The 24,775-nt window shown below is 67.3% G+C and carries 26 protein-coding genes and 1 tRNA gene; 14 read left to right on the top strand and 13 right to left on the bottom strand.

Translation table 11 applies throughout. The features are described 5' to 3' along the window. Positions 1 to 24: 24 nt before the first annotated feature. On the bottom strand, positions 25 to 1,515 hold the full coding sequence (gatB, locus tag C454_RS04010; RefSeq protein ID WP_004972890.1) for an Asp-tRNA(Asn)/Glu-tRNA(Gln) amidotransferase subunit GatB: 1,491 nt from the start codon (positions 1,513 to 1,515) through the stop codon (positions 25 to 27). A gap of 108 nt (positions 1,516 to 1,623) precedes the next feature. Here gatB and C454_RS04005 point away from each other — a divergent pair, with 108 nt between their 5' ends. From C454_RS04005 to C454_RS03985, 5 genes are all read left to right on the top strand, one after another. Beyond that, a complete protein-coding gene (locus C454_RS04005; RefSeq protein ID WP_004972888.1) occupies positions 1,624 to 2,946 on the top strand; it encodes an amidohydrolase in 1,323 nt (440 codons plus the stop codon). A gap of 105 nt (positions 2,947 to 3,051) precedes the next feature. After that, a complete protein-coding gene (locus C454_RS04000) occupies positions 3,052 to 3,360 on the top strand; it encodes a DUF7518 family protein (protein ID WP_004972887.1) in 309 nt (102 codons plus the stop codon). Between the two features lie 84 nt (positions 3,361 to 3,444). After that, positions 3,445 to 7,155, top strand: a complete 3,711-nt coding sequence (smc, locus tag C454_RS03995; protein WP_004972885.1) for a chromosome segregation protein SMC — start codon at positions 3,445 to 3,447, stop codon at positions 7,153 to 7,155. Continuing rightward, positions 7,148 to 8,299: a segregation and condensation protein A gene (locus C454_RS03990; protein WP_049905013.1), complete on the top strand. Its 1,152-nt coding sequence runs from the start codon at positions 7,148 to 7,150 to the stop codon at positions 8,297 to 8,299. Before smc ends, C454_RS03990 begins: the two co-directional genes overlap by 8 nt. A 32-nt stretch (positions 8,300 to 8,331) precedes the next feature. Continuing rightward, on the top strand, positions 8,332 to 8,808 hold the full coding sequence (locus C454_RS03985) for a hypothetical protein (protein WP_049904951.1): 477 nt from the start codon (positions 8,332 to 8,334) through the stop codon (positions 8,806 to 8,808). Between the two features lie 9 nt (positions 8,809 to 8,817). On the opposite strand, the gene mtnP is transcribed toward C454_RS03985, so the two are convergent. Next, positions 8,818 to 9,678: an S-methyl-5'-thioadenosine phosphorylase gene (mtnP, locus tag C454_RS03980; protein ID WP_004972879.1), complete on the bottom strand. Its 861-nt coding sequence runs from the start codon at positions 9,676 to 9,678 to the stop codon at positions 8,818 to 8,820. Between the two features lie 45 nt (positions 9,679 to 9,723). Then, positions 9,724 to 10,719, bottom strand: a complete 996-nt coding sequence (locus C454_RS03975; protein ID WP_004972877.1) for an AEC family transporter — start codon at positions 10,717 to 10,719, stop codon at positions 9,724 to 9,726. A gap of 337 nt (positions 10,720 to 11,056) precedes the next feature. Between C454_RS03975 and C454_RS03970 the strand changes: the two genes are divergently transcribed. Beyond that, positions 11,057 to 11,497: a YybH family protein gene (locus C454_RS03970; RefSeq protein WP_231608298.1), complete on the top strand. Its 441-nt coding sequence runs from the start codon at positions 11,057 to 11,059 to the stop codon at positions 11,495 to 11,497. Positions 11,498 to 11,627: 130 nt separating this feature from the next. Here C454_RS03970 and C454_RS03965 read toward each other — a convergent pair whose 3' ends face one another. Further along, positions 11,628 to 12,341, bottom strand: a complete 714-nt coding sequence (locus tag C454_RS03965; protein ID WP_004972873.1) for a phosphoribosyltransferase — start codon at positions 12,339 to 12,341, stop codon at positions 11,628 to 11,630. 210 nt (positions 12,342 to 12,551) lie between these two features. Here C454_RS03965 and C454_RS20645 point away from each other — a divergent pair, with 210 nt between their 5' ends. Both C454_RS20645 and C454_RS03960 read left to right on the top strand, forming a co-directional pair. Next, positions 12,552 to 12,722, top strand: coding sequence for a DUF7563 family protein (locus C454_RS20645; protein WP_004044240.1), 171 nt, complete (start codon positions 12,552 to 12,554; stop codon positions 12,720 to 12,722). A 108-nt stretch (positions 12,723 to 12,830) separates the two neighbouring features. Further along, positions 12,831 to 13,730, top strand: a complete 900-nt coding sequence (locus C454_RS03960; RefSeq protein WP_004972869.1) for a PhzF family phenazine biosynthesis protein — start codon at positions 12,831 to 12,833, stop codon at positions 13,728 to 13,730. A 43-nt stretch (positions 13,731 to 13,773) separates the two neighbouring features. Here the strand turns inward: C454_RS03960 and C454_RS03955 are convergent, their stop codons facing one another. Genes C454_RS03955 through C454_RS03940 form a run of 5 tightly spaced genes read right to left on the bottom strand, consistent with a single transcriptional unit; the run spans position 13,774 to position 16,081 of the window. Beyond that, positions 13,774 to 14,541 (bottom strand): proteasome assembly chaperone family protein, encoded by a 768-nt coding sequence (locus tag C454_RS03955; protein ID WP_004972867.1) that lies wholly within the window; start codon positions 14,539 to 14,541, stop codon positions 13,774 to 13,776. Between the two features lie 51 nt (positions 14,542 to 14,592). Continuing rightward, positions 14,593 to 14,778 carry an RNA-protein complex protein Nop10 gene (locus tag C454_RS19760; protein ID WP_004972865.1) on the bottom strand — a complete coding sequence of 62 codons (186 nt, stop codon included), beginning with the start codon at positions 14,776 to 14,778 and terminating at the stop codon, positions 14,593 to 14,595. Positions 14,779 to 14,782: 4 nt separating this feature from the next. Next, on the bottom strand, positions 14,783 to 15,583 hold the full coding sequence (locus C454_RS03950; protein ID WP_004972863.1) for a translation initiation factor IF-2 subunit alpha: 801 nt from the start codon (positions 15,581 to 15,583) through the stop codon (positions 14,783 to 14,785). 18 nt (positions 15,584 to 15,601) lie between these two features. Further along, positions 15,602 to 15,796: a 30S ribosomal protein S27e gene (locus C454_RS03945; RefSeq protein ID WP_004044235.1), complete on the bottom strand. Its 195-nt coding sequence runs from the start codon at positions 15,794 to 15,796 to the stop codon at positions 15,602 to 15,604. Positions 15,797 to 15,799: 3 nt separating this feature from the next. After that, positions 15,800 to 16,081, bottom strand: coding sequence for a 50S ribosomal protein L44e (locus C454_RS03940; protein WP_004972860.1), 282 nt, complete (start codon positions 16,079 to 16,081; stop codon positions 15,800 to 15,802). A 201-nt stretch (positions 16,082 to 16,282) separates the two neighbouring features. Between C454_RS03940 and C454_RS03935 the strand changes: the two genes are divergently transcribed. Beyond that, positions 16,283 to 16,543, top strand: a complete 261-nt coding sequence (locus C454_RS03935; RefSeq protein ID WP_004972858.1) for an HAH_0734 family protein — start codon at positions 16,283 to 16,285, stop codon at positions 16,541 to 16,543. Here C454_RS03935 and C454_RS03930 read toward each other — a convergent pair. After that, entirely contained in the window at positions 16,540 to 18,903 is a 2,364-nt protein-coding gene (locus C454_RS03930) for a DUF2298 domain-containing protein (protein WP_049904950.1), read from the bottom strand. The two genes, C454_RS03935 and C454_RS03930, sit on opposite strands and share 4 nt — an antisense overlap. A gap of 96 nt (positions 18,904 to 18,999) precedes the next feature. On the opposite strand from C454_RS03930, the gene C454_RS03925 reads away from it, so the two are divergent. The 5 genes from C454_RS03925 (at position 19,000) to C454_RS03900 (ending at position 21,534) form a co-directional block, all read left to right on the top strand. Continuing rightward, a complete protein-coding gene (locus C454_RS03925; protein ID WP_049904949.1) occupies positions 19,000 to 19,785 on the top strand; it encodes a glycosyltransferase in 786 nt (261 codons plus the stop codon). Further along, positions 19,778 to 20,245 carry a GtrA family protein gene (locus C454_RS03920; RefSeq protein WP_004972853.1) on the top strand — a complete coding sequence of 156 codons (468 nt, stop codon included), beginning with the start codon at positions 19,778 to 19,780 and terminating at the stop codon, positions 20,243 to 20,245. Before C454_RS03925 ends, C454_RS03920 begins: the two co-directional genes overlap by 8 nt. A 60-nt stretch (positions 20,246 to 20,305) precedes the next feature. Next, positions 20,306 to 20,380 (top strand) — tRNA-Met (locus C454_RS03915). Positions 20,381 to 20,818: 438 nt separating this feature from the next. Then, positions 20,819 to 21,028, top strand: a complete 210-nt coding sequence (locus C454_RS03905) for a hypothetical protein (RefSeq protein WP_004972851.1) — start codon at positions 20,819 to 20,821, stop codon at positions 21,026 to 21,028. Positions 21,029 to 21,108: 80 nt separating this feature from the next. Continuing rightward, entirely contained in the window at positions 21,109 to 21,534 is a 426-nt protein-coding gene (locus C454_RS03900) for a Rieske (2Fe-2S) protein (RefSeq protein ID WP_004972848.1), read from the top strand. A 21-nt stretch (positions 21,535 to 21,555) separates the two neighbouring features. On the opposite strand, the gene C454_RS03895 is transcribed toward C454_RS03900, so the two are convergent. The 3 genes from C454_RS03895 to pabB are packed head-to-tail and all read right to left on the bottom strand — an operon-like array spanning position 21,556 to position 24,715. Next, positions 21,556 to 22,506: an aminotransferase class IV gene (locus C454_RS03895; protein WP_004972845.1), complete on the bottom strand. Its 951-nt coding sequence runs from the start codon at positions 22,504 to 22,506 to the stop codon at positions 21,556 to 21,558. Then, a complete protein-coding gene (locus C454_RS03890; protein ID WP_004972840.1) occupies positions 22,503 to 23,204 on the bottom strand; it encodes an anthranilate synthase component II in 702 nt (233 codons plus the stop codon). The genes C454_RS03895 and C454_RS03890 overlap by 4 nt, the downstream gene beginning before the upstream one ends. Beyond that, complete coding sequence (pabB, locus tag C454_RS03885) at positions 23,201 to 24,715, bottom strand: aminodeoxychorismate synthase, component I (protein WP_004972837.1); 1,515 nt, start codon at positions 24,713 to 24,715, stop codon at positions 23,201 to 23,203. Before pabB ends, C454_RS03890 begins: the two co-directional genes overlap by 4 nt. Positions 24,716 to 24,775: the final 60 nt, after the last annotated feature.

The following is a 24,775-nucleotide window of genomic DNA, read 5'->3' as shown; positions in this document are numbered from 1 at the left end:
AGAAGAGAAACCGAAGACGGTCGGTTATTCGTCCAGTCGCTCGCGGAGCAACTGGTTCACCGTGCCGGGGTCGGCGCTCCCCTTGGACTTCTGCATGACCTGCCCGACGAGGAAGTTCAGCGCGCCGCCCTCGCCGTCGTGGTAGTCCTCGACGGCGTCGGGGTTCTCGTCGATGGCTTCCTGCACGAAGCCGCCGATTTCGTCGTCGTCGGCCTTGCCGAGCCCTTCTTCGTCGACGATGGTGTCGGGGTCCTTGCCCTCGTCGAGCATCTCGCGGAGGACGATTTCCTCGGCGTTCTTCGTCGTCACCTCGTCGGCGTCGACGAGTTCGACCAGCCGCGTGAACTCGTCGAGGCGGTCCGACACGTCCGTGATGTGCATGTCGCGGTAGTTGAGTTCGCCGAGCAGGTTGTCGGCGACCCACGTCGCGGCGAGGTCGGCGTCGAACTCGGCGGCCACGTCCTCGAAGAAGTCGGCGACCTCCTTGGTCGAGGTGAGCTTCGAGGCGGACTCCTCGTCGATGCCGTACTCGGTGTGGAAGCGCTCGCGGCGGGCGTCGGGGAGTTCCGGAATCGGAATCTCCTCCTTCCAGTGGGCGACCTGCAGCGGCGGGAGGTCGGCCTCGCGGAAGTAGCGGTAGTCCTTTTCTTCTTCCTTCGAGCGCATCGAGACGGTGATGCCGCGGGACTCGTCCCAGTGGCGCGTCTCCTGTTCGACGGCGCGGCCGCGCTTGATGGCGTTCTTCTGACGGGTGACCTCGTAGGCCAGCGCCTTCTCTGCGCCCTTGTGGCTGGAGATGTTCTTGACCTCGGTTCGGTTGGCCGCTTCGAGCGCCTCGTCGGAAATCGAGCCGTCGTCGTCGACCTCGTCGGCGGGGACGAGCGAGATGTTGGCGTCGATGCGGAGCGAGCCGTCGCGGGTGGCGTCGAACACGCCGAGGTATTCGAGCACCTCTTCGAGCTTCGCGAGGAACGCGCGGGTCTCCTGGGGGCTCCGGAAGTCGGGCTCGGTGACGATTTCGACCAGCGGCGTGCCGGCGCGGTTGTAGTTGACGAGCGTGTAGTCCGCCGTGTCGATGCTGCCGCCTTTGTGCTGGAGGCTGCCGGGGTCCTCTTCGAGGTGGGCGCGCGTGATGCCGATGTCCCGGCGGGTGCCCTCGACGGACACCTCCAGCGTCCCGTCGGCGCAGATGGGCGCGTCGTACTGGGTAATTTGGAAGTTCTTGGGCAGGTCGGGGTAGTAGTAGTTCTTCCGGTGGAAGCGGGTGTCCTCGGCGATATCGGCGTTCAGCGCCTTGCCGATTTTGACCGCCGACTCCACCGCCGCCTCGTTGAGCACCGGGAGCGCGCCCGGCAGCCCGAGACAGACGGGGCACACGCGGGTGTTCGGCTCCTCGTCCTCGGCAGGCTCGGTCGAACAGCTACAGAAAATCTTCGTGGCCGTCTCGAGTTGAACGTGGACCTCCAACCCGATGACGACCGCGAGTTCGCGCTGTTCGAGCGCTTGCGCAGTCATTGGGCGCGCTTCGACGGCGGTGGGCTAAAGACTAACGGGACCGGCCGCGGCTACGCCCCTTGGCGGCGTCACTTATCACCTCCCGCCCCGTCTCGACACGCGACTCAGATGACTGCAGACCTCAAAACCCGCGTCTGCGACGCTATCGACGACCGCGCCGACGAAATCATCGCCTTCGCGAAGGACGTGCAAGCCGAACCGGAACTCGGCTACAAGGAAGTCAAGACGACCGAGAAGGTCGTCTCTCTCTTCGAGGACCTCGACCTCGACGTGGAGACGGAACTGGCGATTACCGGCGCGCGCGCCAGAGCCGGCGAGGGCGACTTCGTCGCGGCCGTCCTCGGTGAACTCGACGCGCTCGTCAACCCGGACCACCCGATGGCGGACCCCGAGACCGGCGCGGTCCACGCCTGCGGCCACAACGCCCAGCTCGCGCACCTCGTCGGGACCGCCTTCGGCCTCGTCGAAAGCGGCGTCGTCGACGACCTCGACGGTGCGGTCGAGTTCGTCGCCGTCCCGGCCGAGGAGTATCTCGACCTCGACTACCGCCGCGACCTGCTCGAAGCGGGCGACATCGAGTTCTTCGGCGGCAAACAGGAGCTCATCCGCCGCGGCTACGTCGACGACTGGGACGCCGCCGCGATGATGCACGCCGGCAGCGACACGCCCGAGCGGACGATTACGAGCGACTTCTCGACGAACGGGTTCGTCGGCAAGTTCGTCACCTACCGCGGGGCCGAGGCGCACGCCGGCGCGGCCCCCGAAGAGGGCGTCAACGCGCTCAACGCCGCGATGCTCGGGATGAACGCGGTCCACGCCCAGCGCGAGCGCTTCCGCGACGAGGACCACGTCCGCGTCCACCCCATCATCACCCGCGGCGGCGACGGCGTCAACGTCGTCCCCGCAGAGGTGACGATGGAGTCGTACGTCCGCGCGGCCTCCGTCGAGGCCGTCTCCGAGGCGAACGAGTCGGTCAACCGGGCGCTCGCCTCCGGCGCGATGGGCGTCGGCGGCGACGTGGAAATCGAGGACTACCCCGGTTACATGCCGCTTCGGACCGACGAGACGATGGTCGCGTTCTACGACGAGAACGCCCGCGACGTCGTCGGCCCCGACGCCGTCGACGAGGGCCACGCCCACCTCTCGGGCTCGACGGACATGGGCGACATCACGCAACTCGTCCCCGGAATCCACCCGTGGACCGGCGGCTTCGAGGGCGCGATTCACGCCCGGGACTTCCGGGTCGTCGACGAGGAGATGGCGTACGTCATCCCGGCGAAACTCACCGCCTGCACGCTGGTCGACCTGCTCACGAGCCCCGAGGCGATGGCCGAGGTCCGCGCGGCGAAAGCAGAAAAGCGCAGTCGGGAAGCGTACCTCGAGGCGGTCCGCTCGCTCCGGCAGACGACGACCGAGTCGTACCGGGACTGAGGCGGCGGCGGCGAGCGTGCGAAGGCGGGGTCGCCCGCACACGTATCACATTTTCGGTGATTGTCTGACGCACATTTATGTCTCACGCGAGGGGCTATGTTACCCATGAGTAACCGGGTGGAGGAACTCGAATCCAAAGTCGCAGAACTGCAGGCCGCCGTGAACGGGCTCACCGAGGAACTCGTCGAGACCAAAGAACGGCTTCGCCAGCTCGAAGACGCCAACGACGTGGACGTCCCCTCGCGGGCCGCGACCCGCCGCGGCGACTGGGAGACCGAAGCCGAGTCCGCCGCGGAGCCCGCCGAGGCCGACGAGGCGGCGCCGGCCGACGGCGATGAGACTAAACCGGACGAGACCGACGAGACTGACGAAGGCGACGGCGAGACCCCCGACGACGACATCATCGTCGCGTAATCGGGCGCGCCGTCCGACGCGAGCGCGCCCCGTGTTCATGCGGCGCGCTCCACCTGCGGGCGTCGCCCGCGTGAACACCAACCCATGCACATCAAAGAGCTCGTCCTTGACGGTTTCAAGAGCTTCGGGCGGCCGACTCGCATCCCGTTCTACGAGGATTTCACGGTCGTTACGGGCCCGAACGGTTCCGGCAAATCGAACATCATCGACGGCGTCCTCTTCGCGCTCGGTCTCGCCCGCACCCGCGGGATTCGCGCCGAGAAGCTGACGGACCTCATCTACAATCCCGGTCACGCCGACGGGAGCGACGAGGCCGCGAAACAGCCCAAGGAGGCCAGCGTCACGGTCGTCCTCGACAACTCCGAGGGGACGCTCGACCGGTCGCAGGTCGTCAACGCCGCCGGCACCGACAAGGTCGGCGACGTCGAGGAGATAACCATCAAGCGCCGCGTCAAGGAGACGCCGGACAACTACTACTCGTACTACTACCTCAACGAGCGCTCCGTCAACCTCTCGGACATCAAGGACCTGCTCGCCCAGGCGGGCATCACCCCCGAGGGCTACAACGTCGTCATGCAGGGCGACGTGACCGAGATAATCAACATGACGCCCTACCAGCGGCGGGGCATCATCGACGAAATCGCGGGCGTCGCCGAGTTCGACGAGAAGAAAGACGCCGCCTTCGAGGAGTTGGAGGCGGTCGAAGAGCGCGTCGACGAGGCGGACCTCCGCATCGAGGAAAAGGAGACGCGCCTCGACCAACTCGCCGACGAGCGCGAGACCGCGCTCACCTACAAGGGACTCCGCGAGGAGAAAGAAGAGTACGAGGGCTACCTGAAGGCCGCGGAGCTCGAAGACAAGCGCGACGACCTCTCGCGGACCGAATCGCGCATCGAGTCCACGGAGGCCGACCTCGAAGACCTACAGGCCGAACTCGACGAGCGACAGGGCAAGGTCACCCGTCTCGAAGAGGACCTCGAAGACCTCACCCGCGAAATCGAGCGCAAGGGCGAGGACGAACAGCTCCGAATCAAGTCGGAGATGGAGGAGATAAAAGGCGACATCTCCCGGCTCGAAAACGCCATCGAGGCCGCCGAGGAAAAGCGCGACGACGCCGAGGCCGAGCGCCGGAAGGCGTTCGTCGACATCGACCGCAAGCAAGAACAGATCGACGACCTCGAAGACGACATCCGCGAGGTCAAAGTCGAGAAGGCGTCGGTCAAAAGCGACATCCAGTCCAAGCGGGTCGAACTCTCCGAGGTGCAGGCCGAAATCGACTCGGTCGACACCGAGTTCGACGAACTGAAGTCCGAACTCGCGGCGAGAAAGGAGACGCTCGACGAGCTCAAAGACGAGAAGAACGACCGCCAGCGCGCCAAGGACCGCCTGCTCGACGACGCGCGCCGCCGCTCGAACCAGATCTCGGAGACGCGGGACGAACTCGAACGCGCCCGCGAGCGCATCCCCGAACTGAAGGCGACGGTCTCCGACCTGCACAGCGAACTCGACACCGCCGAGAAGAACAAGGCGAAGATAGACGGCGTCATCGAGGACCTGCAGGCCGAGAAGGCCGAACTGAACGACGAACTCTCGGAGGTCACGGACGAACTCCAGACCAAGCAGTCCGAGTACGCCCGCCTCGAAGCCCGCGCCGGGAAGGACGGCGACAACTCCTGGCCCCGAGCCGTCACGACCATCCTCAACGCCGGCATCTCCGGCGTTCACGGCGCGGTCGGCCAACTCGGCTCCGTCGACGGCGAGTACGCCAAGGCGTGTGAGACGGCCGCCGGCGGCCGCCTCGCCAACGTCGTCGTCGACGACGACGGCGTGGGGTCGTCCTGTATCGACCACCTGAAGTCCCGCAACGCGGGCCGCGCGACGTTCCTGCCCATCACGAAGATGGACAACCGGAGCCTGCCGCGCAAGCCCAACAACCCCGGCGTCGTCGACTTCGCGCGCAACCTCGTCGACTACGACAGTCAGTACGAGTCCGTCTTCTCGTACGTCCTCGGCTCGACGCTCGTCGTCGAGGACATGGAGACCGCTCGGGACCTGATGGGCGACTACCGCATGGTCACCCTCGACGGCGACCTCGTCGAGCGCTCCGGCGCGATGACCGGCGGCTCCGGCGGCGGCTCTCGCTACTCCTTTTCGAAGTCCGGCGAGGGCAAACTCGAACGCCTCGCGAAGGAAATCACGAAGCTCGAAGACCGCCGTCGCTCGCTCAACGGCGAGATTCGGGACATCGACGACGACCTCGACGACGCCCGCGGCCGGGCCTCCGACGCCGCCGACCGCGTCCGGACCATCGAGCGCGAAATCGAGGACGCCGAGGAGGACATCGAGGACGCCGAAGCCGAAATCGACCGCCTCGACGACCGCCTCGACGAACTCCAGTCCGAACGCGAGTCGGTGGACGAACAGATGTCCGACCTCGACGACGAAATCGCCGACCTCGACGACGAAATCGAGACGGTCGAGGCCGCAATCGAGGACATCGAGACCGAACTCGCGGACTCCGAGATTCCGGAACTCACCGCCCGCGCCGACGACATTCGCGCGGACATCGACGACCTCGAAGACCGGATGTCCACGCTCGACGGCCGGCTCAACGAGATTCAGCTCGAAAAGCAGTACGCGGAAGACGCGGTCGACGACCTCCACGACACGGTCGAGGCCGCCCAGAACCGCAAAGCTGAGGCCCGGAAGTCCATCTCCGAGGCGGAGTCGAAAATCGAGGAGCGCGAGGGCGACCTCGAAGCAAAGCGCGAGGCGGTCGCCGAACTCGAGGAGGAACTGGTCGACCTCAAGGAGGACCGCACGGAGCTCCAGGGCGACCTCCGGGAGGCTCGGAGCGCCCGCGACGAGAAGAAAGACCGGGTGAACGCGGTCGAATCGAAGCTCGAAAGCATGCGCTCGGCCGCGGAGCGCCTCGAGTGGGAAATCGACGAACTCGAGTCGCAGGTCGGCGACTACGACCCCGACGAGATTCCCGACCACGATACGGTCGAGTCCGAAATCGAGCGGCTCACCGAGGAGATGGAGGAACTCGAACCGGTCAACATGCTCGCCATCGACGAGTACGACGACGTGAAGGCCGACCTCGAATCCCTCCAGGAGCGCCGCGACGTGCTGGTCGAAGAGCGAGACGCCATCGCCGACCGCATCGACCAGTACGAGTCCCAGAAGAAGGCGACGTTCATGGAGTCGTTCGACGCCATCGCCGAGAACTTCACCGACATCTTCGAGCGCCTGTCGAACGGGACGGGCCACCTCCAGTTGGAGAACCCGGAAGACCCATTCGAGGAGGGGCTGACGATGAAGGCCCAGCCGGGCGACAAGCCCATCCAGCGCCTCGACGCCATGTCCGGCGGCGAGAAGTCGCTGACGGCGCTCGCGTTCATCTTCGCAATCCAGCGGCACAACCCCGCGCCGTTCTACGCGCTCGACGAGGTGGACGCCTTCCTCGACGCCGCGAACGCCGAGCGCGTCGGCCAGATGGTCGACGACCTCGCGGGCGACGCCCAGTTCGTCGTCGTCTCGCACCGCTCCGCGCTGCTCGAACGCGCCGAGCGCGCCATCGGCGTGACGATGCAGGGCGACAACGTCAGCGCCGTCACGGGTATCCAGTTCGGCGGCGACGACGGCCCCGGAAGCGATGGAGGCGACGGAGGCGACGCGGACGGATTCGACGGCGACGACAGCGGAAGCGACGACGACGGCGACGACGCCGACGGTGGTGACGGCGGCGGAGCCGACGCGGACGTGGAAGCGGAGGTTCCGGCGGATGACTGACGACATCCCCGAACTGAACCTCTCTCGCGGGCGTGGCGAGCGCGATGCGAGCGACGAGGATGACGATGACGACGCGGTCTTCTCGTTCGGCGGCGACGACGCCGAGTCGGGTTCCGCGGCCGACACCACTCCGGACGCCGCCGACTCCGCCGGCCCCACCGAACCCGACGCGATGGACGAGGTTCTCCCGGAAGACGTCTCGGAGACCGACGACGACGAGGTCGAACCGGTCGAACTCCTCGTCCAACTCGCGAAGGAGGGCACCATCGACCCGTGGGATATCGACATCGTGGAGGTCACAGACGCCTTCCTGAACCGCCTCGACGCGATGGACCTCCGGACGACCGGGCGGGCGCTGTTCTACGCGAGCGTCCTCCTGCGCATGAAGTCCGACGAACTCCTCGCGCCGGACGAACCCGACGAGGAGGAACTCGAACCGTGGGAACTCGCCTTACAGGGCGGCGGCGACGAAGGTCACCCCGGCGACGACGACGGCGGTCCGCCCGGTTTCGACCCCATCGACGCGCTGGAAGACGAGATGGACCGCCGACTCGAACGCAAGCAGGCCCGCGGGTCGCCCGAAACGCTGGACGAACTCGTCCGCGAACTCCGGGAGGTCGAACGCGGGTCGTGGTGGAAGCGCCGCCGCGAGTACGACACCTCGGAATCGCCGCGCGGCTTCTCCCGGGGGACGCAGACGCTCGACTACCACACGCCCGGCGAGATGCGCGGCGCGGGCGAACCCACGGAGGACGACGTGACCGGGACCGCCCACAACGAGGATATCGAGGCGGTCGTCGAAGCCGTCGGCGACGTGCTCGCGACGCACTACCAGAAGGGCCGCGACGAGGTGCTGTTCGCCGAGGTCCGCGACGTGGCCGACACGGTGATGACGACCTATCTCGCGCTCCTGTTTCTGTCCCACCGGAGCACGGTCTACCTCAAGCAGGACGACCTGTTCGGCGACCTCTGGATTCGGAACCCCGAGGTGTTCGACGCCGACCCCGGCGCGGGGTCGGAGGTCGACCCGGACGCCGACGGAACTGACGCGTCGGAAGCCGAGACGGCCGTCGACGGCTCCGACGATACCGATGACGACGCCGACGACCCCGAACTCGAAGCCGAGGCCATCGCGGACGACTAGCTATTTTATCGGACCCGCCGTCACTCTCGGACGTGTCCCATCCGACCCTGCTCTCCAGCACGCTCCGGCGGTTGACGGTCGCGGTTTCGCTCGTCACGTCGACGCTGTTCGCGGCGCTCGCGGCGGCGATTCTGTTTCCCCAGTCTGCCATCTGGACGTGGGCGCTCCTGTTTTTCTTGCCCATCTTCTGGTTGCACTGCTACTTCCCCGGCTACGTCTCGTACAGTCCGACCTCGTTCGGCCGCGTCCGCGAGGTGGTCACGTCGCCGCGGGCGGTCCGCGAGTGCGTCGTCTGCGGCGAGTCGGACGACAGCGGCGTCGCTCGGGAGTTCAGCACGCAACTCGTCGCGGCCGGCATCCCGCTCGCGACGACTGACCGCGGGGAAAACGAGTACTGCGAACGCTGTCACGCGGTCGAGTTCTCGCCGGACGACGAGGTGGCGCGCGGTGAACGCGAGGTCCCGGTGCCGGAGGACGGTTCGGAAGAATCCGCAGAACTGAACGACTGAAGCGCCGGCTCAGTCGACGTACTTGTCGATGAGCGGCGCGAGCTTTTCTTTCGTCTCGGCGGGGATGGCCTCGTCGGGCGTGTTGATGGTCCCTTCGAGCGCGGCGTGGCTGTCGGTCTCGTGGCCGTCGGGTATCTTGCGGATGGCGGCCTCGACGGTCTCCTTGATTGCCTCCTCGTTGGCGGCGGCGTTCTTCAGCACCTCGTCGAGGGTGACTTCGCTGTCTTCCTTCCAGACGTCGTAGTCGGTGACGCCGGTGATGGTCGCGTAGGCCATCTCGGCCTCCCGGGCGAGTTTGGCCTCGGGGATGGTCGTCATGCCGATGACGTCCCAGCCCTGCGCGCGGTAGTGCTCGCTTTCGGCCTTCGTGGAGTACGAGGGACCCTCGATGCAGACGTAGGTGCCGCCCGCTTGGACCCGCGCGTCGGTCGCCTCCTCGGCGGCCTCAGCGAGGATGGAGACGAGTTCCTCGTCGTACGGCATCGCGAAGGGCTGGTGGACGACGATGCCCTCGTCGAAGAACGTAAGCGGGCGGTGTTTCGTGCGGTCGTAAATCTGGTCGGGGACGACGAGCGTCTGCGGCGGCAGGTCCTCTTTGAGACTGCCGACGGCGTTGCTGGCGAGGACGTGGGTGACGCCCAGTTTCTTGAGCGCGAAGATGTTCGCGCGGTAGGGGAGCGTCGTCGGCGAGTGCTGGTGGTCGGGGCCGTGTCGCGGGAGGAAGACGACCTCGCGGCCGGTGTCGCCGAACTCGCCGACGACGGGCGTCGTCGAGGGCTCGCCGAACGGCGTCTCGACGGGTTCCTCGCGGGTGTTCTCCAGCGGGAGCGCCTCGTAGATACCGCTGCCACCGATGAATCCGATCTTCATACTCGGAGGTGGGAGAGAGCGCACAAAATCGTGGCGAAACGGGGCCTACACCACGAAGCCGTGGTTCAAGAGGTAGATGAGCACCGAGAGCGCGGGCACGCTGAGGAGGGTCGTCGCGAAGACGGCCGCGGAGACGAACTCGGCGAGCGAGGTGGCCGAGCCGGTTCCGGTGGCGTCGCCGAACTCCGCGACGAGGATGAGCGGCGTGACCGCGGCGGGCATCGCGGATTCGAGGACGAACGTCCGCGCGACCGTCGGGTCGCCGAAACCGGCGACGAGCGCGACGCCGACGGCGACCGCGGGCGCGACGACTATCTTGAGCGCGGCGACGACGCCGACCTCCGAGAGCGTCGAGCCGAGGTCGGCCCCCGCGAGTTGGATGCCGAGGATGAGGAGCATCATCGGAATCGACGAGTCGCCGACGAGCCTGAGCGTCTCCATCGCGGGGACGCCCGTCGGCGGGACGACACCGAGCCAGCGAGCCGCGAGCGCGGCGACGACGGCGTAGACGAGCGGGATGCGGACGATGCGTTCGAGGCCGACGCGCCATCCCGGCGCGCCGTCGTCACGGTCGGTCCCTCGTCCGGCGATGTACACGCCCAGCGTGTAGATGAGGACGCTCTGGACGGCGAGGTAGACGACGGCCGTCGAGCGGCCGGTGTCGCCGAAGGCGAACGAACTGACGGGGATGCCGTAGTTGCCTGAGTTCGGAAAGGCGGCGACGAGGACGAGCGCGCCGAGAAGCGGTTCGGAGACGCCCGCGAGTCGGGCGATGCCGCCCGCGACGAGGAGCATGGCGACGTGGTAGACGACGACGCCGGCGGTGATGGTCGCCAGCGTCTCGCCGGCGAGTTCGGTCGTCGCGAGGCTGTAGAACACGAGGACCGGCGCGAGGACGTACACCGTGACCGTGTTGAGCGGCTCGGGGTCCACGTCGCGGACGCGGCCGAGGGCGAACCCCACCGCGCCGATGGCGAGAATCGGCAGGAGCGCGGTGACGAAGATAGAAAACAGCGACATGCGCGTGCCGAGGTCCGTCACGCAAACGAACGTTTCGCTTCGGACGAGTCCGGGCGGCGGTCGAGTGTGAGCGGTCGGAGGGGCGTTGAAGCCGACGGTCGAAGCAGTCGGACACGCGGCTCTGTTGAAATTCAAGGTTGGTGACAGTTTGTCGAGACCGTGCTGAATACGGGGTGCGAGTCTCGCATCCAGCGTCGGTTCGAGCAGTCCGCTACCGACGTGTACAGCCACTCTCTCTCACTCCGGTCGAAACGAGGAGTCGGGCTCCTCCCGGCGAAACGTCCGAAATAGATGACCGTACGAAATATCATAGATTTAGTATATATCCTCTGGAGCCGTCGTTATCTTGAGGTTTGTAATGTCTACAAAACGCGTAGCAGCCGAAGCCGGCGTCCGAGCCGCATCCGACCAGTTCTACGGGGCGCTGGAAGCGATGGCGAACGGGAATGCCGACTCCATGGCGGACATCTGGTCACACGAGGACGACGTGACGACCATGCACCCAATCGGTGGACGGGAAGAGGGTTGGGAGGCCGTCTCTGGGTCCTTCGCCGGAGTCGCATCGGCGAGTGCGGATGGCACGGTCATCCGAGCGGACCAGGTCATCCGCGTCATCGGCGACGCTGCGTACGAACTCTGCACCGAGTCGGTGTCGTGGACTTTTGCGGGTGAACCCATGTCCCTGGAGGGCCGGACGACCAACGTCTACCGGCAGGAGAAGGGCGAGTGGAAAATCGTCCATCACCACGCCGACCTCCACGCCGAGTTCGCCGAGAAAGTGGCGAACATGGGTGCCTGAGCGACCGACCGCCGGACGCCCGTCCGATTCGATGGTCGTTCTCCCGACTAATCGGTTCTATCAAACTCAGGTGGATTCAACAGCGTCGAAGCAGTCGAACGAAGCCGGGCCGAACCGAACGCGTCCGCGCTCAGGCCCCGACGCCGTCGTTTTCGAGGAGTCGCCACGCGCCGTCGCCGGTGGACTCGACGTAGCCGCGGCGCTCCATCTCGGACATGACTTCCGGCATCCGGTCGGGTTGGGCGATTTCCATCTCGATGCGGTCCACGTCGTGGAACTCCGCGAGGTAGTGGCGGACGTCTTCGAGTTCGAAGGTGTCGTCGTCGGCCTTCGCCATGACGCCCGAGGTGAGGTCTATCATGTCCTCGATGAAGTTCCACGGGTAGACGACCCACGCCCACTCTTCGAGGCGCTCGCCGACGTAGTCGGGTTCGAACTCGCTGGTCTGGAGGAGTTGGAGCGTCGCGGTCCGGACCTCGCCCGCGTTGCGCTCGTTGACGTACTCGTGTGCGCGCTTGATGGAGCCGCCGGTGTCGGCGATGTCGTCGATGATGAGCACGTCCTTGCCCTCGACGCTGCCTTCCGGCATCGGGTAGCGCACCTCCGGCTCGTTCGATTTCTGGGCCGTCCCGACGTAGTGTTCCATCTTCAGGCTCGTCAGGTCGTCCAACCCGAGGAAGTCACAGATGCAGCGGCCGGCGAACCAGCCGCCGCGGGCCAACGCGACGATGACGTCGGGTTCGAACTCGGATGTCTTGACCTCGTCCGAAACGTCGCGGCAGAGGCCGTAGATGTACTCCCAGTTCGTGATAGTACAGTTAAACTCGTCGGGGAGGTCGCCCATATCTTCCGTTCACCGTGCGTACTGCCGCGCCTGACGCCCTTTAATCTGTACGACTCGCTCCGCCCGTGTGTCGCCGTATCAAAACCGCTCGAACCGACGTTATTCGGTGACTAACCGGGGAACCCGTCGTTCAGGCGGACACTAACGTATGTTAACAAGGGGCATAGTTATGTCGAGTGCCGGAGTATGCGGATTTGTAGGTGAAACAGAATGCACACGTGTGGTAACTGTGGTGAGTTCGTCTCCCGCGACTTCGTCCGCGTCTTCGGCAACGACATGGACGAGGTCGTCGGGTGCCCAGCCTGTATGAACATGCGCGAAGTGATGCAGGGCGACGGCGCAGCTCAAACGAGCGGCCGCGTCCGGTGGACCCGCGCGTGAATCGGCCGACACCGACCGACCCGCGCTCGTATCGCGCTCTTCCCTTCTCTCTCGTGACGTGACCGCCGACCCGCTGGTTTGATACATCGCCGTGTAGTGCGCCTTTCCATGGATAGCCGACGCGCCCTCCTCGTCGACGCCTTCACGACCGAACCGCTGTCCGGTAACGCGGCCGGAGTCGTCCCCGACGCCGACGGACTCGACGCGGAACAGATGCGCGCCGTCGCCGCCGAACTCGGCGCGAGCGAGACGGCGTTCGTCTGCTCGTCGGCCGCCGCGGACCGCCGCATCCGCTACTTCACGCCGAAGCAGGAAGTCGACCTCTGCGGACACGCGACTATCGCGGCCCACGCTCACCTCGCGGCCGAGCGCGAACTCGAACCGGGTACCCACACGCTGGAGACGAACGTCGGCACCCTCGACATCGAACTCGGCGACCTCGGGGAGGTGTGGATGACGCAGAACGCGCCGACGGTGCGTCCCCTGGAAGTCGACTACGACCGCCTCGCGGCGGCGCTCGGCGTCGACGACGCCGCCCTCCGCGACGTGGGTGCGGACCTCCCCGTCGCGGTCGCCTCCACGGGGCTTCCCTTCCTCGTCGTCCCGGTCAACTTCCTCGAACACCTCTCGGGTGCGGACCCCGACGACGCCGCCATCGCCGACCTCGCCGCCGAACACGACGCGGCGGGCGTCTACGCCTTCACCTTCGACGCCATCGACGGCGACTCCACGCTCCACGCGCGGTGTTTCGCGCCCGGCATCGGCATCTCCGAGGACCCCGCGACCGGCACCGCCGCGGGTGCGTGCGGCGCGTACCTCCGGCAAGTGGGCGCGTTCGACTCCATGCCGGACGAACTCCGCTTCGAACAGGGCCACTTCGTGGACCGGCCGGGCACCGTCCGCGTGCGGGTCGGCGCGGAGATACGCGTCGGCGGTCGCGCGGTGCAGTCGCTCGACGGCGAGGTCGTCGTCCCGGAGTTCGCAGACGACGACATCATCGAAGCCTAAACTCCGTTCGAAAACGAGTCGGGCCGCGCCGGTCGACGCGACCTCAGCCGATGTACCGGAGGTCGTCGTCGCTGGCGATGCCGCCCTGCTGCTGCTGTTGCATCTCCTGAATCTTCGCGGCGACCTCCTTCATCTCCTCGGCGCGCTCTTCGAGCGATTCGAAGTCGACGCTGAACTCGAGGAGGTCCTGCAGGACCTCGATGACGACCTGCGCGCTCTGGGGGTCGACGAGGTAGCCGCTCGTCTCGCCCATCAGGCACGTCGCGTCGAGGCCGCGGCGACTCCCGAGGCCGAGAAGCAGTCCCGAGACGCCGACGACGCCGCCGGCGGGTTCGTCCTCTCGGAACTCGATGCCCGCCGCTTCGAGTTCGTCGAGACGGGACTCGTCGGCGACGGCGCCGAGGACCGACGGCTCGTCGACGAGCTCGCCGGTCGGGACGCCGCCCAGCGCGAACAGTCGCTCGACGCCGAACTCCTCGGCCACGTCGAGGAAGGCGTCGGTGAGGTGGTAGTGACCCTCGTTGGACTGCGCCTGGTGGTCGCCCGTCAGGAGGAGCAGGTCCGGCCCCTCACCGGGCGTCTCGACGGCGTGAATCGCGGCGTGGGTCAGCTCGGCGACGCCCTCGTCGATGCTCACCTGCGGCGGGAACACGTCGGCGTAGACGCGGCGGACCAGCGTGGCCTCCTCGAACTCCTCCAGCAGGTGCTCGACGGCGAGTTTGCCGACGTTCCCGACGCCCGGCAGTCCCTCGATGAGGACCGGGTCGGTGAGGTCGACCTCCTCGACAGCCTCGATTTCGATGTCGTCCATGCACGTAGTGGCGGACGCGCCGGTTAAGAGAGCGTCGGTAGCCGAAGACGGCTATTCCTCGGCGAGCCGGCGCTTCCGAGCGCGGCGGTACTCGCCGTAGGGGTCTTCTGGGTTGTACGGTGCGGGCGCGCTGTTCTCTGTGGTTGCGCCACACTCCGGACAGGTCTCAGAAAGTGAGTACACCGGGCGGTCGTGGCGGTCGCGCCACGCGCTGCACACCCGGATGTCAGACTTCATGCGATTACTCTTCGTCGCCGCTGCGTTCGCGGTGGTACTCCGCGGTTCCGCCCGCGGCCTCGATGACCTCGCGGGCCCGAGCGACGCTCGATTCGAGCTCCGTCTCGGCGGTCTTGTAGTCGGGCGCTTTGACCTTCACGCGGTACTCGGGCGCGCCGACGTACGTGACCGACAGTTCGATTTCGTCGCCGATTTCGTCGTCGCCCTCGGCGGCTTTGAGGGCCTCCTTCACGTCGTCGACGCCGTCGCCCGCGGGCGAGCGCAGGTCGACGTAGCCGGTGACGTTGACGAAGGGGACCGACACGTTCTGGCGCGCGGTCTCGACGATGGCTTCGAGCTCGTCGTCGTCGAGTTCGACGTCTTCGAGCGCCTCGAGACCGTGAATCGCGGCCTGCTCGAAGCCGTCGTAGAGCGATTCGAACTCGGCGAGCAGGGCGTTGGCGATGGACTGGTAGCGGTCGTCGGCGATGTCCTCGCCGAACGCCAGCGCCATCCACTTGTCGGCCTTCTGCTCGTTTTTCCACTCCTGAATCTTCTCTTTGCGCTGGTGCTCGTTGACGTCCTTTATCGAGAGGTCGATCTGCTGGGAACTCTCGTTGACTTCGAGCACTTTAGCGACGACTGTCTGTCCCTCGCGGACGTGGTCGCGAACGTTCTTAATCCATCCGCTGGCGACCTCGCTGATGTGGCAGAGGCCGCGTTTGTCTTCGTACTCTTCGAGGTCGACGAAGACGCCGAAGTCCGCGATGTCGTCTACCTTTCCGACGACGAGTTCGCCGGGGTCAGGCCATCCGCTGTACTTCATACGAGGTCCTCCAGGGAGTTACGCCTCAAGTTCGTCGCTGTCGCGACGCTCGACCGTCTCGACGACCTCGCCGTGGAATTCGGCGTTGCCGCCGGTCGGCGTGGCGAGGGTCGTCCCGCAGACGGCGCAGTTGACGACCGAGGAGGCTTTTCCGAAGACGACCTGTTCGTTCTCGCAGTCGCTGCACGCGACCTTGTAGAAGTTTCCTGCCATGATTTACTCCTGGAACTCCAGGCGACCGGCGCGCCAGCCCTCGCGCATGTGGGCCTTGCCACAGTCGGAGCAGATGTACTTCAGGTGGGTCTTCTTCGTCGGCTTGTCGCCACCGGGAACCTTGGAGAACTTACCGGCGTTACCGATCGTGGCCTTGCCGCGTCGCGTCTGACGGGCGTTCCACTTCATGCCGGTCGGGCGTCCCTTCCGGACCTTCTCCACTTCGTGTTCGTGGTGACCCTTGCAGTTCGGGCAGTACGTGTTGAAACGGCGTGGCATCTGCATAGATATCGACCTTGTGCTGGGTTTTGGTGTGGCCCGTTAAAACCCGTTTGGTTCGACGCGGCCCCTGAACTCGCCGCGACCGGGCGTTCGCCGTGTCACGTGTGGGCAGCCCACGGTGACTGCACCGTCCGTGATTCCCCCGCCGCGCGCCGCACGCCCGAAGCCGAAGCGATTAAGCGGTGACTGTGCCAATCCCGGCACATGAAGAAGCTCATCATCCACGGCGACCCCGGCGTCCGCCGCGACGGCGTCATCGAGTACGACGGCGAGGAGTACGTCCTCTTTTCGGTCGACCGACAGGGCGACTGGCACGGTCCCGACCGCGTCCAGCTGTGGTGCACCGTCGGCACCGAAGACGAGCGCGAGGCGTTCGAAAAGCGCGAGTTCGTCCCGCACTGGCTCGAAACCGAGGGCGTCGACGCCGAGGCCGTCGAAGTCGTCCGCGAGCGCGGCGCGGCCTAAGGTAGTCTCGCTTCTTCTACCTCGTAGACCGTGACCGAGCCCGACCGGTGGACCGGCGTCAGCCACGCCACGTCCGTCTCTATTTCCCCGTAGCGGGCGCGCTCGCCCGGTCCGACCCACACGTACCGAACCTCGTACTGCTCGACGAGCCGCGCCCGCGTCGACTCGTTGCCGACGTACATCGCGTCCACGTCACGCACGCGGTCGTAGTAGGCGTCGGGCCCGCGGTAGCCGACCTCGTGCGCCCAGCCGGCGACCGTCGGCACGCCGGTCAGGCTCGATTCGGGATTCCCGCGCCAGCCGTACATGACGGTCTCGCGCTCGTCGCTCACGGTCGCCGACCACGTCGTCCCCGGCGCGGTGAGCATCGTCGGGTTGCCCTCGACGTTCTCGTCGAGCCACGTGATTGCGGTCGATTCGTTTTCGTGCCACCACTCCGCGAAGGCCGTCGCGTCCAGCGTCTCCTCCTGCCGGGGGGTGTCCGCGTGGGCGGCGACGGCCAGTCCGCCGTACACCGACGTGGACGCGACGAGGAGGACGACGAACGCGACCCCGACGACGCTGACCGCCCCCCCGCGGACGCTGAGGTCGACCCTCGGAAGCGACACGTCGCTCGCGGCGACCGCGTCGCCGACGAAGCCGGCCAGCACGGCACCCATCGCACTCCCCCAGAGCACCCAGACCTGCATGTACGTCTTGAACACCGTGTTCATCCGACCGGGGCCGGCCTGCTCGTTCACGTAGATGAGCTCGACGAGCGTCACGAGGCCCGCGCCGGCGACGACGAGCACCGTCTCGAACCGCGGGTCGTCGGCGAACCGGAGGAGCACCCAACCGACGGCGACGAGGGGTGCGACGAGCGCGAGCGCGGCGAACGAGTGGACGGCGGCGACGACGGTCAGCACCGCGAAGCTCCCGAGGAGCGCGGCCCACTCGCGGCCGCCGAGGCCGTCCTGCGCCCCGAGGCGACGGACGTAGTAGCCCGCGAACGCCGCGAGGAACGCCCCGTGGACGAGCGCCAGCGCGCCGAACCCGCTCCGCTGGTCGGGCGCGAGAATCTCGACCGTCCGGGCGCTTCCACCGCCCGCGACCGCGCCGAGGAGGAACGGACTCGCGAGCACGGCGGCGACGACGCCGGCGAGTCCGACCGCCGCGACCGTCCCAACGAGTCGCGCTACTTCACCGGCAACTGGGTCGTCGCCGACGACCGAGCGAACGCGCTCCCGACCGGGAAACAGCGTCCACGGCCGTGCGGGCGCGAAGACCATCCCGAGGAACAGCACGCCGAACACCGACGGGAAACTCCACGTGTCGACGACGACCTGGAGCGCGCCGACGAGCGTCGTCGCGGCGACGAGGAGTCGGCGCTCGCCGACCGCCTCCTCCGGCGTCCGGAAGTACGCGAAGGCGAGGCCGGCCGCGAGGAGCAGAAACGGCGTGCCCATCATGTGGGCGTGGAGGTCGCCGTTGAGCCACGCGAAAAGCGGGAACTCGTTGATGGTACCCGGAATCACGCGGCTCGCGCTCCAGTACGAGAAGTTCGAGGTTCCGGCGATCACCTGCTCGACGGTGTACTGCGAGCGCTCGGCGACGGCTCGCGCGAGGGGTCGCCGGAGCCCCTCGGGGAGCGCGGCGAGGGCGAACCGCCCCGCGGTGACGAGGTTGCTGGCGAAGCCGACGAAGAACGCCGAGAGCAGGCCGCCGATTCGACCGTTCGCCCCCGAGGCGGCGGCGACCCCGCGCCCGAGTTCGAACGCCGCGGTGACGAGGAAGCCGAAGAAGCCGGCGAGCGCGAGGTTGTAGGCGAACGACGGGTCGGTGGCGGTGAGCCGCGCGAGGAGAATCGAGACGAGGTGGCCGCCGTAGTAGTAGCGGACCGGCTCGCCGGCGAACCACATGTCCTCCGGCGGGAGGACCGACGCGCGGGCGAGCGACTGGAGGAGGCCGAAGTCGAGGAACTTCTCGCCGCCGCCGGCGTGGACCGACGGGTCGAGCGCCCGGAGCGAGACCGCGAACAGGAAGGCGACGAGAAACACCGCGGCCGCGTCGGCGACGGCGCGCCGGTCGATGTCGAGGTCGGACGCGAGTCGGAGGTCGCCGCGGCGGAGCGCGCCGAGGTCGAGGCCCGCGACCGCGGACGCGACGAGGAGCGTCCCGACGCCGGCGACGAGGGCCACGGGGCCGAACGAGAGGTGGCCGACGTAGTAGGCGGGAAGGGTCAAGACGACGAGCGAGACGGGGAGGGCGAGTCCGGCACCGCGACCGGGAAGGCGTCGGAACAGGCGGGTCGCGAGGGGAAGGCCGACCGCCCAGAGGGCCGCGAACAGCAGCAACCACCGGACAACGAGGGCGTACTCCATCTGTCCGATGACTGCGCCGCGGATGCAATACGTTTTGTGATGGCCGGTGCGAAACAGAGCGGTTCGCTTTTTACCCCGTTGAGTGAATGGTCGTGCATGTCGCAGTCTGTCGGGGTGGTGGTCCCCGCCTATCGACCCGACCCAGAGCGTCTGGTCCCCTACGTCCACGCTCTCGTCGAGGAACTGGACCCCGAGGTGGTCCGGGTCGAACTCGACGCGCCGCGGCCCGAGACGCTCGACGCCCTCGACGCCCTCCCCGCCGTCGCTCACGTGAACCCGGTCGACGCCCGTCGCGGCAAGGGCGCGGCCATCACCGCCGGGTTCGAGTCGCTCCGCACGGACATCCTCTCGTTCGCCGACGCCGACGGGAGCACCCCGGCCGCGTCGATGGCGAACGTCGTCGCCGCCGTCCGCGAGGGGTCCGACCTCGCCGTGGGGTCGCGCCGTCACCCGAACGCGACCGTCGCCTCCCACCAGACGGTCGCTCGGCGCTACCTCGGCGACGGCTTCGCGTGGCTGGCCCGCCACCTGACCGAAGTCCCGCTGTACGACTACCAGTGCGGCGCGAAGGCCATCACCGCCGCGGCGTGGGCCGACGTTCGGACCCACCTGTACGAACCCGGATTCGCGTGGGACATCGAACTCATCGCCGTCTCGGGCGCGTTCGGCCACCGCGTGGCCGAGGTGCCGGTCGTCTGGGAGGACCAGCCGAACTCGACGGTCTCGCCGGTCGACACGACGCTCAAGATGGCCCGCGGGCTCCTTCGGTCGCGCCACCGCGCCCGGACGATTCGCGAGGACCGCCTCCACGAACTCATCGACGCTCGGAACGACGAGCGGACCCTCGTCGAGCAGTTCTCGGCGGAGGTCACGGATGACTGACCGGCTCTCGGCGCTCGTCTCCGGCACCCGATTCGGCAAGTTCGCCTCCGTCGGCGCGGTCGGCGCGGTGTTCGACCTCTCGTTGAGCAGTCTCCTCATCGTCTTTTTCGGCGTCGCCAACGAACTCGCGAAGCTCGCCGGCGCGGAGCTCGCAATCATCATCATGTTCGTCATCAACGACCGCTGGACGTTCGCGGGGGCCGGCTCGGACCTGCTCACCGCGAAGGTCCGGCGCTTCGTGAAGTCGAACCTCGTGAGGAGCGGCGGCCTCCTCGTGCAGGTGCTCGTCGTTCGGGCGCTCGGCGAGGTTCCGCTGTCGATTCCGGTCGCCGGCATCGACCTCTGGGAACTCATCCCGCTCCCCCTCGCTATCGGCGCGTCGATGCTCCTGAACTACGTCGCAGAAAGCCTGTTCACGTGGCGCATCGCGACCCGTTCGAGTCAGCGCGACTCACGGTGAAAATTGACACACAGCGGCCGAAACAGAAGTCTTAACAATAGCAGACTCGTTTGTTGATTCAGCGGGATGGGATAGCCAGGAGATTCCGCCGGGCTCATAACCCGGAGATCGGTAGTTCAAATCTACCTCCCGCTATTCTCCTGAAAACTACNAGCCAGGAGATTCCGCCGGGCTCATAACCCGGAGATCGGTAGTTCAAATCTACCTCCCGCTATTCTCCTGAAAACTACACCCCAAGCAGCGCGTTTTATCGCGCTGCGGCGGCCCGTCTTCTGTGGTACTCGCAACAGGTAGTTTGAACCAGAGAATCGAGCGAAGCGAGATTCGCGTCGTTCAAATCTACCTCCCGCTATGGTTTTGCCGACCGCAACTCCTAAGCGCCGAGTCTCGGCTCGGCGCGGCCCACGAGGTCGGCCTCATAGCTCAGTAGAGTTGAACCGGGGAGCGCCGCGAACCGGTGCGAATGAGGTCTACGTCTACGTTCTCGAACTCGCGACAGCGTGAGACCCGAACCCTCAGTCATTTCAAATCTGTAACACATATTGATAATCACTCCGCGAGTAGGGACCGAGTATGCCCTCTACAGATTCGGGAACAGAGTTTTGGTCTGCGATTCAGCGAACGATACTCGGCGGACTCCTCGCCATCGTCGCGATACTCGGGTTCGGCTGGACACGCCAACTGGGAACCGGAAATCTCCTCGTGGGTAGCTTCGGACTCCTCCTGTTCGTGGGTGCTGGCTACTGGATACTCTCCCTCTTTCGGATGGCCCTCGACGAGTGAGCGCGAGGCGAGGCTTCGCGCCGTCGCCCCAATCGACCGCTTCCGAAGGAGATTTTCGACCCCGACCCAACGAGAGCACAATGAGCGACCTCGAACGAATCTGCGCGGTCGGCGACGTGCCCGACGACACGACCTTTCTCTTTCGCGTCCGCGCGGCCGACGAAGACGACGCCGAGGAGCGCGAGGCCATCCTCGTGCGCACCGACGACGGCATCCAAGGGTGGCTGAACTACTGCATGCACCTGACGCACATCAAACTCGACAAGGGCTCCGGCGCGCCGATGCGCAACGGCGAGGTCATCTGCCAGAACCACGGCGCGTACTTCGAGGCCGACACGGGCTACTGCAACTACGGGCCCTGCGAGGGCGCGGTGCTCGACGACCTCGAAATCACGGTCGACGGCGACCACGTCTTCCTCTCGGACGAGGCGTTCGACTACGTCGGAGCAGGCGAAATCGAGACCGACCCCGCCGACCGGAGTTCGAGTTCGAACGTCGAGTTCTGACGGCGAGCAGACGGACGCGATTCAGTTCCCGTCGTTATCGTCGTCGCCGCCGTCGTCGCCATCGTTGTCGCCGTCGCCGCCGTAGTGGCGTCGCTCCACGTAGTCGTCGTAGAGCCGCGAGATGAGTTTCGTCACTGGTCCGTCGCCCACTCGGATACCGTCGACCGTCTCCACGGGTCGGAGTTCCCACGTCGAGTTCGTGAGGAACGCCTCGTTCGCGCCGCGCACGTCGTCCGGCGTGAAGCGTCGCTCCCGAATCGGGACGCCCTCCTGTCGGGCGAGGTCGAGGACGACGCGGCGGGTGATGCCCGGGAGGACCGGGCCGTCGAGACTCGGCGTGCAGAGCGCGTCGTCGTCGACGAAAAAGAGGTTGCTCGTCGCGCCCTCGGTGACGTAGCCGTCGGCGTCGAGCATGAGCGCCTCGTCAGCGCCGGTGACGCGGAGTTCGACGCGGGCGAGGATGCCGTTGAGGTAGTTGTGCGTCTTCGCCCGCGAGGGGAGCGACCGGTCGGGGATGCGCCGGGTCTTGACGGTCTGGACCGACGCCGGACCGTCCCACACGGGGTCGGAGCCGCGGCCGCCGCGGGAGAGCGGTTCCACGATGACGACGACGCGGGGGTCGACCTCCTCGGCCGGCGTGAGGCGGCCGCCCTGACTGCCGCGAGTGACGGAGAGCCTGACGTACGCCTCGTCGAGGTCGTTCGCCGCGAGCGTCTCGTCGATTCGCGCGCGCAGGTCGTCGTCGGACAGGCCGTGGTCCATCCCGAGCGCGTCGCACGTCTCGGCCAGTCGGTCGGCGTGGGCCTCCCAGTGGAACACTTCGCCGCCGTAGGCGCGGAGCGTCTCGAAGGCGGCGTCGCCGTAGAGGAAGCCGCGGTCCGTGACCGGAATCGACGCCGACTCGGCGGGGACGAGGTCGCCGTCGACGTGGTAACGAAGCGAACGCCCATCGGCGTCGTCGTCGCCGCTCATCGCTCCGCCTCCCACGCGTCGGCCGCCGGGCCGTCGCCGGCCGCGAGCGCGACGAAGTTGCGGACGATGTCCTTCCCCGAGTCGGTGAGGATGCTCTCGGGGTGGAACTGCACGCCGACGTGTGGCTTCTCGCGGTGGCGAACGCCCATCACGACCGACGGTTCGTCGGCCTCTTCAGCGTCTGAGCCGCCGTTTTCTGACTCCGCTGCGACGGTGTGGGCGGTCACCGCTAACTCGGGGGGCACGTCGTCGTGTTCGACCGCGAGCGAGTGGTAGCGGCCGACTTCGATTCGCTCGGGCAGCCCCGAGAAGACGCCCGCGCCGTCGTGCTCGACGAGCGACGGCTTCCCGTGGACGACGTGGGGCGCGTGGCCGACGCGGCTCCCGAGGGCGGCACAGAGCGACTGGTGGCCGAGACAGACGCCGAGCGTCGGGTAGTCGAGGTCGCGGAAGACCGAGACCGAGACGCCGGCGTCCGCGGGGGTGCCGGGGCCGGGCGAGACGACGATGCCGTCCGGGTCGATGTCGCGGATGTCGTCGGCCGAGAGCGCGTCGTTGCGGTAGACGAGCACGTCGTCCGAAGCGTCTCCGCGTTCACCCCCGCTTTCGCCCTGCGCCTCCGCGACCGCCTCGCCGACGTACTGCACGAGGTTGTAGGCGAACGAGTCGTAGTTGTCGACGACGAGGATACGCGTCATCGTTCGGCCCCCACGGTCATGTCAGCGCGCTCGCCGAGCGCCTCGTCGATGGCGGTGATGAGCGCCCGCGCCTTCGCCAGCGTCTCGTCGTACTCGCTGTCGGGGTCGGAGTCGTGGACGATGCCCGCACCCACGCGGAGGTGGTACTCGTCTCCGAAGCGGACGAGCGTCCGGATGACGATGTTCAGCACCGCGCGGTCGTCGAAGCCGACGGCGAACATGCTCCCGGTGTAGGGGCCGCGCCGGGTGGCTTCGAGTTCGTCGATAATCTCCATCGTCCGGGGCTTCGGCGCGCCCGTGATGGTCCCGCCGGGGAACACCGCGGCGACGGCGTCGGCGAGGCTGGTCCCCTCGCGTCGGGTCCCCTCGACCAGCGAGACGAGGTGCATCACCTCCGAGTAGCGGTCCACCCGGCGGTACTCCGTCACCTCGACCGACCCGTACTCCGAGACCTTCCCGAGGTCGTTGCGTTCGAGGTCGACGAGCATCGCGTGTTCGGCGCGCTCCTTCTCGTCGGTCGTCAGGTCGAGTTCCAGCGCGTCGTCCTCCTCGGGCGTCGCCCCCCGCGGGCGGGTGCCGGCGATGGGTTCGGTGACGAGGCGGTCGCCCTCGACGCGCAAGAGGAGTTCCGGGCTGGCGCTCACGAGGTCGACGCCGGGGAGTTCGAGCAGCCCCGAGTACGGCGCGGGGTTGACCTGTCGGAGCGCCGCGTAGGCGTCCACCGGGTGGACCGCCGCGGGCGCGACGAGCCGCTGCGAGAGGTTCGCCTGAAACGTGTCGCCGTCGCGGATGTACCGCTTCGCGGCGCGGACGCGGTCGGCGAACGCCTCGCGGCCGCAGGCGCTCTCGAACGTCGCCTCGTCGGATTCGACGGGCGCGGAGACGGGCTCTGGTTCGCCCTCGACCGCCTCGACGGCGAGGTCGGTCGCCCGCGTTCGCGCCTCGTCGTAGACGGCGTCGAGGTCGGCGTCGTCGTCGACGACGGGACAGCAGGTGACCCGGAGCGTCGTCTCGCCGTCGTCAGGACGGGGTTCCTCCCACGACGCCACGAGGTCGTAGAGGCCGAGTTGGAGGTGGGGGAGCCCCCGGTCGTCGGTCGTGTGCTCGGGGAGCGATTCGAGTTCGCGGGCCGCGTCGTACGAGAGCCACCCGAACAGGCCGCAGGGGTACGGCACGTCGCAGTCGCCGCGGACGAGCGTCTCCGAGTCGGCGAGCGATTCGAGCGCGGCGAGGCTCGGCGCGGTGTCGACGCCGGGGTCGCCCCAGTCGTCGCCGGTCGGGTCGTCGACGGTCAGGCGCTCCGCGGGGGAGACGCCGAAGGCACCCCAGCCGGGTTGCCCGCCGGTCGTCTCGTAGAAGAAGCCGCCGGCGTTCCGGCGGGCGCGTCGATAGGCGTCGAAGGGGTCCGAGACGGCGATGCGGGCCTCGACGGGGACGCGCGCGCCGGCGGGTGCGACCTCGGCGGTCGCGCGAAAGTCGTCGCGGTCGGTGACGACGGTCAATGCGGTCATTACTCACACCAGTCTGTCCGCCGGGTAAACGGTTTCGCGACGTGTCTGCGAGGTAGCGAG

This window comes from Haloferax gibbonsii ATCC 33959 (assembly GCF_000336775.1).
Taxonomy (GTDB): domain Archaea; phylum Halobacteriota; class Halobacteria; order Halobacteriales; family Haloferacaceae; genus Haloferax; species Haloferax gibbonsii.
Note: the sequence above shows the minus strand (reverse complement) of the source record. Positions and strands in the feature narration are given on the sequence as shown.

Bases quoted from the DNA above. Each gene is read 5' to 3' on its own strand.
- gatB (WP_004972890.1), bottom strand. From the start codon at position 1,515: ATGACTGCGCAAGCGCTCGAACAGCGCGAACTCGCGGTCGTCATCGGG.
- C454_RS04005 (WP_004972888.1), top strand. From the start codon at position 1,624: ATGACTGCAGACCTCAAAACCCGCGTCTGCGACGCTATCGACGACCGC.
- C454_RS04000 (WP_004972887.1), top strand. From the start codon at position 3,052: ATGAGTAACCGGGTGGAGGAACTCGAATCCAAAGTCGCAGAACTGCAG.
- smc (WP_004972885.1), top strand. From the start codon at position 3,445: ATGCACATCAAAGAGCTCGTCCTTGACGGTTTCAAGAGCTTCGGGCGG.
- C454_RS03990 (WP_049905013.1), top strand. From the start codon at position 7,148: ATGACTGACGACATCCCCGAACTGAACCTCTCTCGCGGGCGTGGCGAG.
- mtnP (WP_004972879.1), bottom strand. From the start codon at position 9,678: ATGAAGATCGGATTCATCGGTGGCAGCGGTATCTACGAGGCGCTCCCG.
- C454_RS03970 (WP_231608298.1), top strand. From the start codon at position 11,057: ATGTCTACAAAACGCGTAGCAGCCGAAGCCGGCGTCCGAGCCGCATCC.
- C454_RS03965 (WP_004972873.1), bottom strand. From the start codon at position 12,341: ATGGGCGACCTCCCCGACGAGTTTAACTGTACTATCACGAACTGGGAG.
- C454_RS20645 (WP_004044240.1), top strand. From the start codon at position 12,552: ATGCACACGTGTGGTAACTGTGGTGAGTTCGTCTCCCGCGACTTCGTC.
- C454_RS03960 (WP_004972869.1), top strand. From the start codon at position 12,831: ATGGATAGCCGACGCGCCCTCCTCGTCGACGCCTTCACGACCGAACCG.
- C454_RS03955 (WP_004972867.1), bottom strand. From the start codon at position 14,541: ATGGACGACATCGAAATCGAGGCTGTCGAGGAGGTCGACCTCACCGAC.
- C454_RS19760 (WP_004972865.1), bottom strand. From the start codon at position 14,778: ATGAAGTCTGACATCCGGGTGTGCAGCGCGTGGCGCGACCGCCACGAC.
- C454_RS03950 (WP_004972863.1), bottom strand. From the start codon at position 15,583: ATGAAGTACAGCGGATGGCCTGACCCCGGCGAACTCGTCGTCGGAAAG.
- C454_RS03945 (WP_004044235.1), bottom strand. From the start codon at position 15,796: ATGGCAGGAAACTTCTACAAGGTCGCGTGCAGCGACTGCGAGAACGAA.
- C454_RS03940 (WP_004972860.1), bottom strand. From the start codon at position 16,081: ATGCAGATGCCACGCCGTTTCAACACGTACTGCCCGAACTGCAAGGGT.
- C454_RS03935 (WP_004972858.1), top strand. From the start codon at position 16,283: ATGAAGAAGCTCATCATCCACGGCGACCCCGGCGTCCGCCGCGACGGC.
- C454_RS03930 (WP_049904950.1), bottom strand. From the start codon at position 18,903: ATGGAGTACGCCCTCGTTGTCCGGTGGTTGCTGCTGTTCGCGGCCCTC.
- C454_RS03925 (WP_049904949.1), top strand. From the start codon at position 19,000: ATGTCGCAGTCTGTCGGGGTGGTGGTCCCCGCCTATCGACCCGACCCA.
- C454_RS03920 (WP_004972853.1), top strand. From the start codon at position 19,778: ATGACTGACCGGCTCTCGGCGCTCGTCTCCGGCACCCGATTCGGCAAG.
- C454_RS03905 (WP_004972851.1), top strand. From the start codon at position 20,819: ATGCCCTCTACAGATTCGGGAACAGAGTTTTGGTCTGCGATTCAGCGA.
- C454_RS03900 (WP_004972848.1), top strand. From the start codon at position 21,109: ATGAGCGACCTCGAACGAATCTGCGCGGTCGGCGACGTGCCCGACGAC.
- C454_RS03895 (WP_004972845.1), bottom strand. From the start codon at position 22,506: ATGAGCGGCGACGACGACGCCGATGGGCGTTCGCTTCGTTACCACGTC.
- C454_RS03890 (WP_004972840.1), bottom strand. From the start codon at position 23,204: ATGACGCGTATCCTCGTCGTCGACAACTACGACTCGTTCGCCTACAAC.
- pabB (WP_004972837.1), bottom strand. From the start codon at position 24,715: ATGACCGCATTGACCGTCGTCACCGACCGCGACGACTTTCGCGCGACC.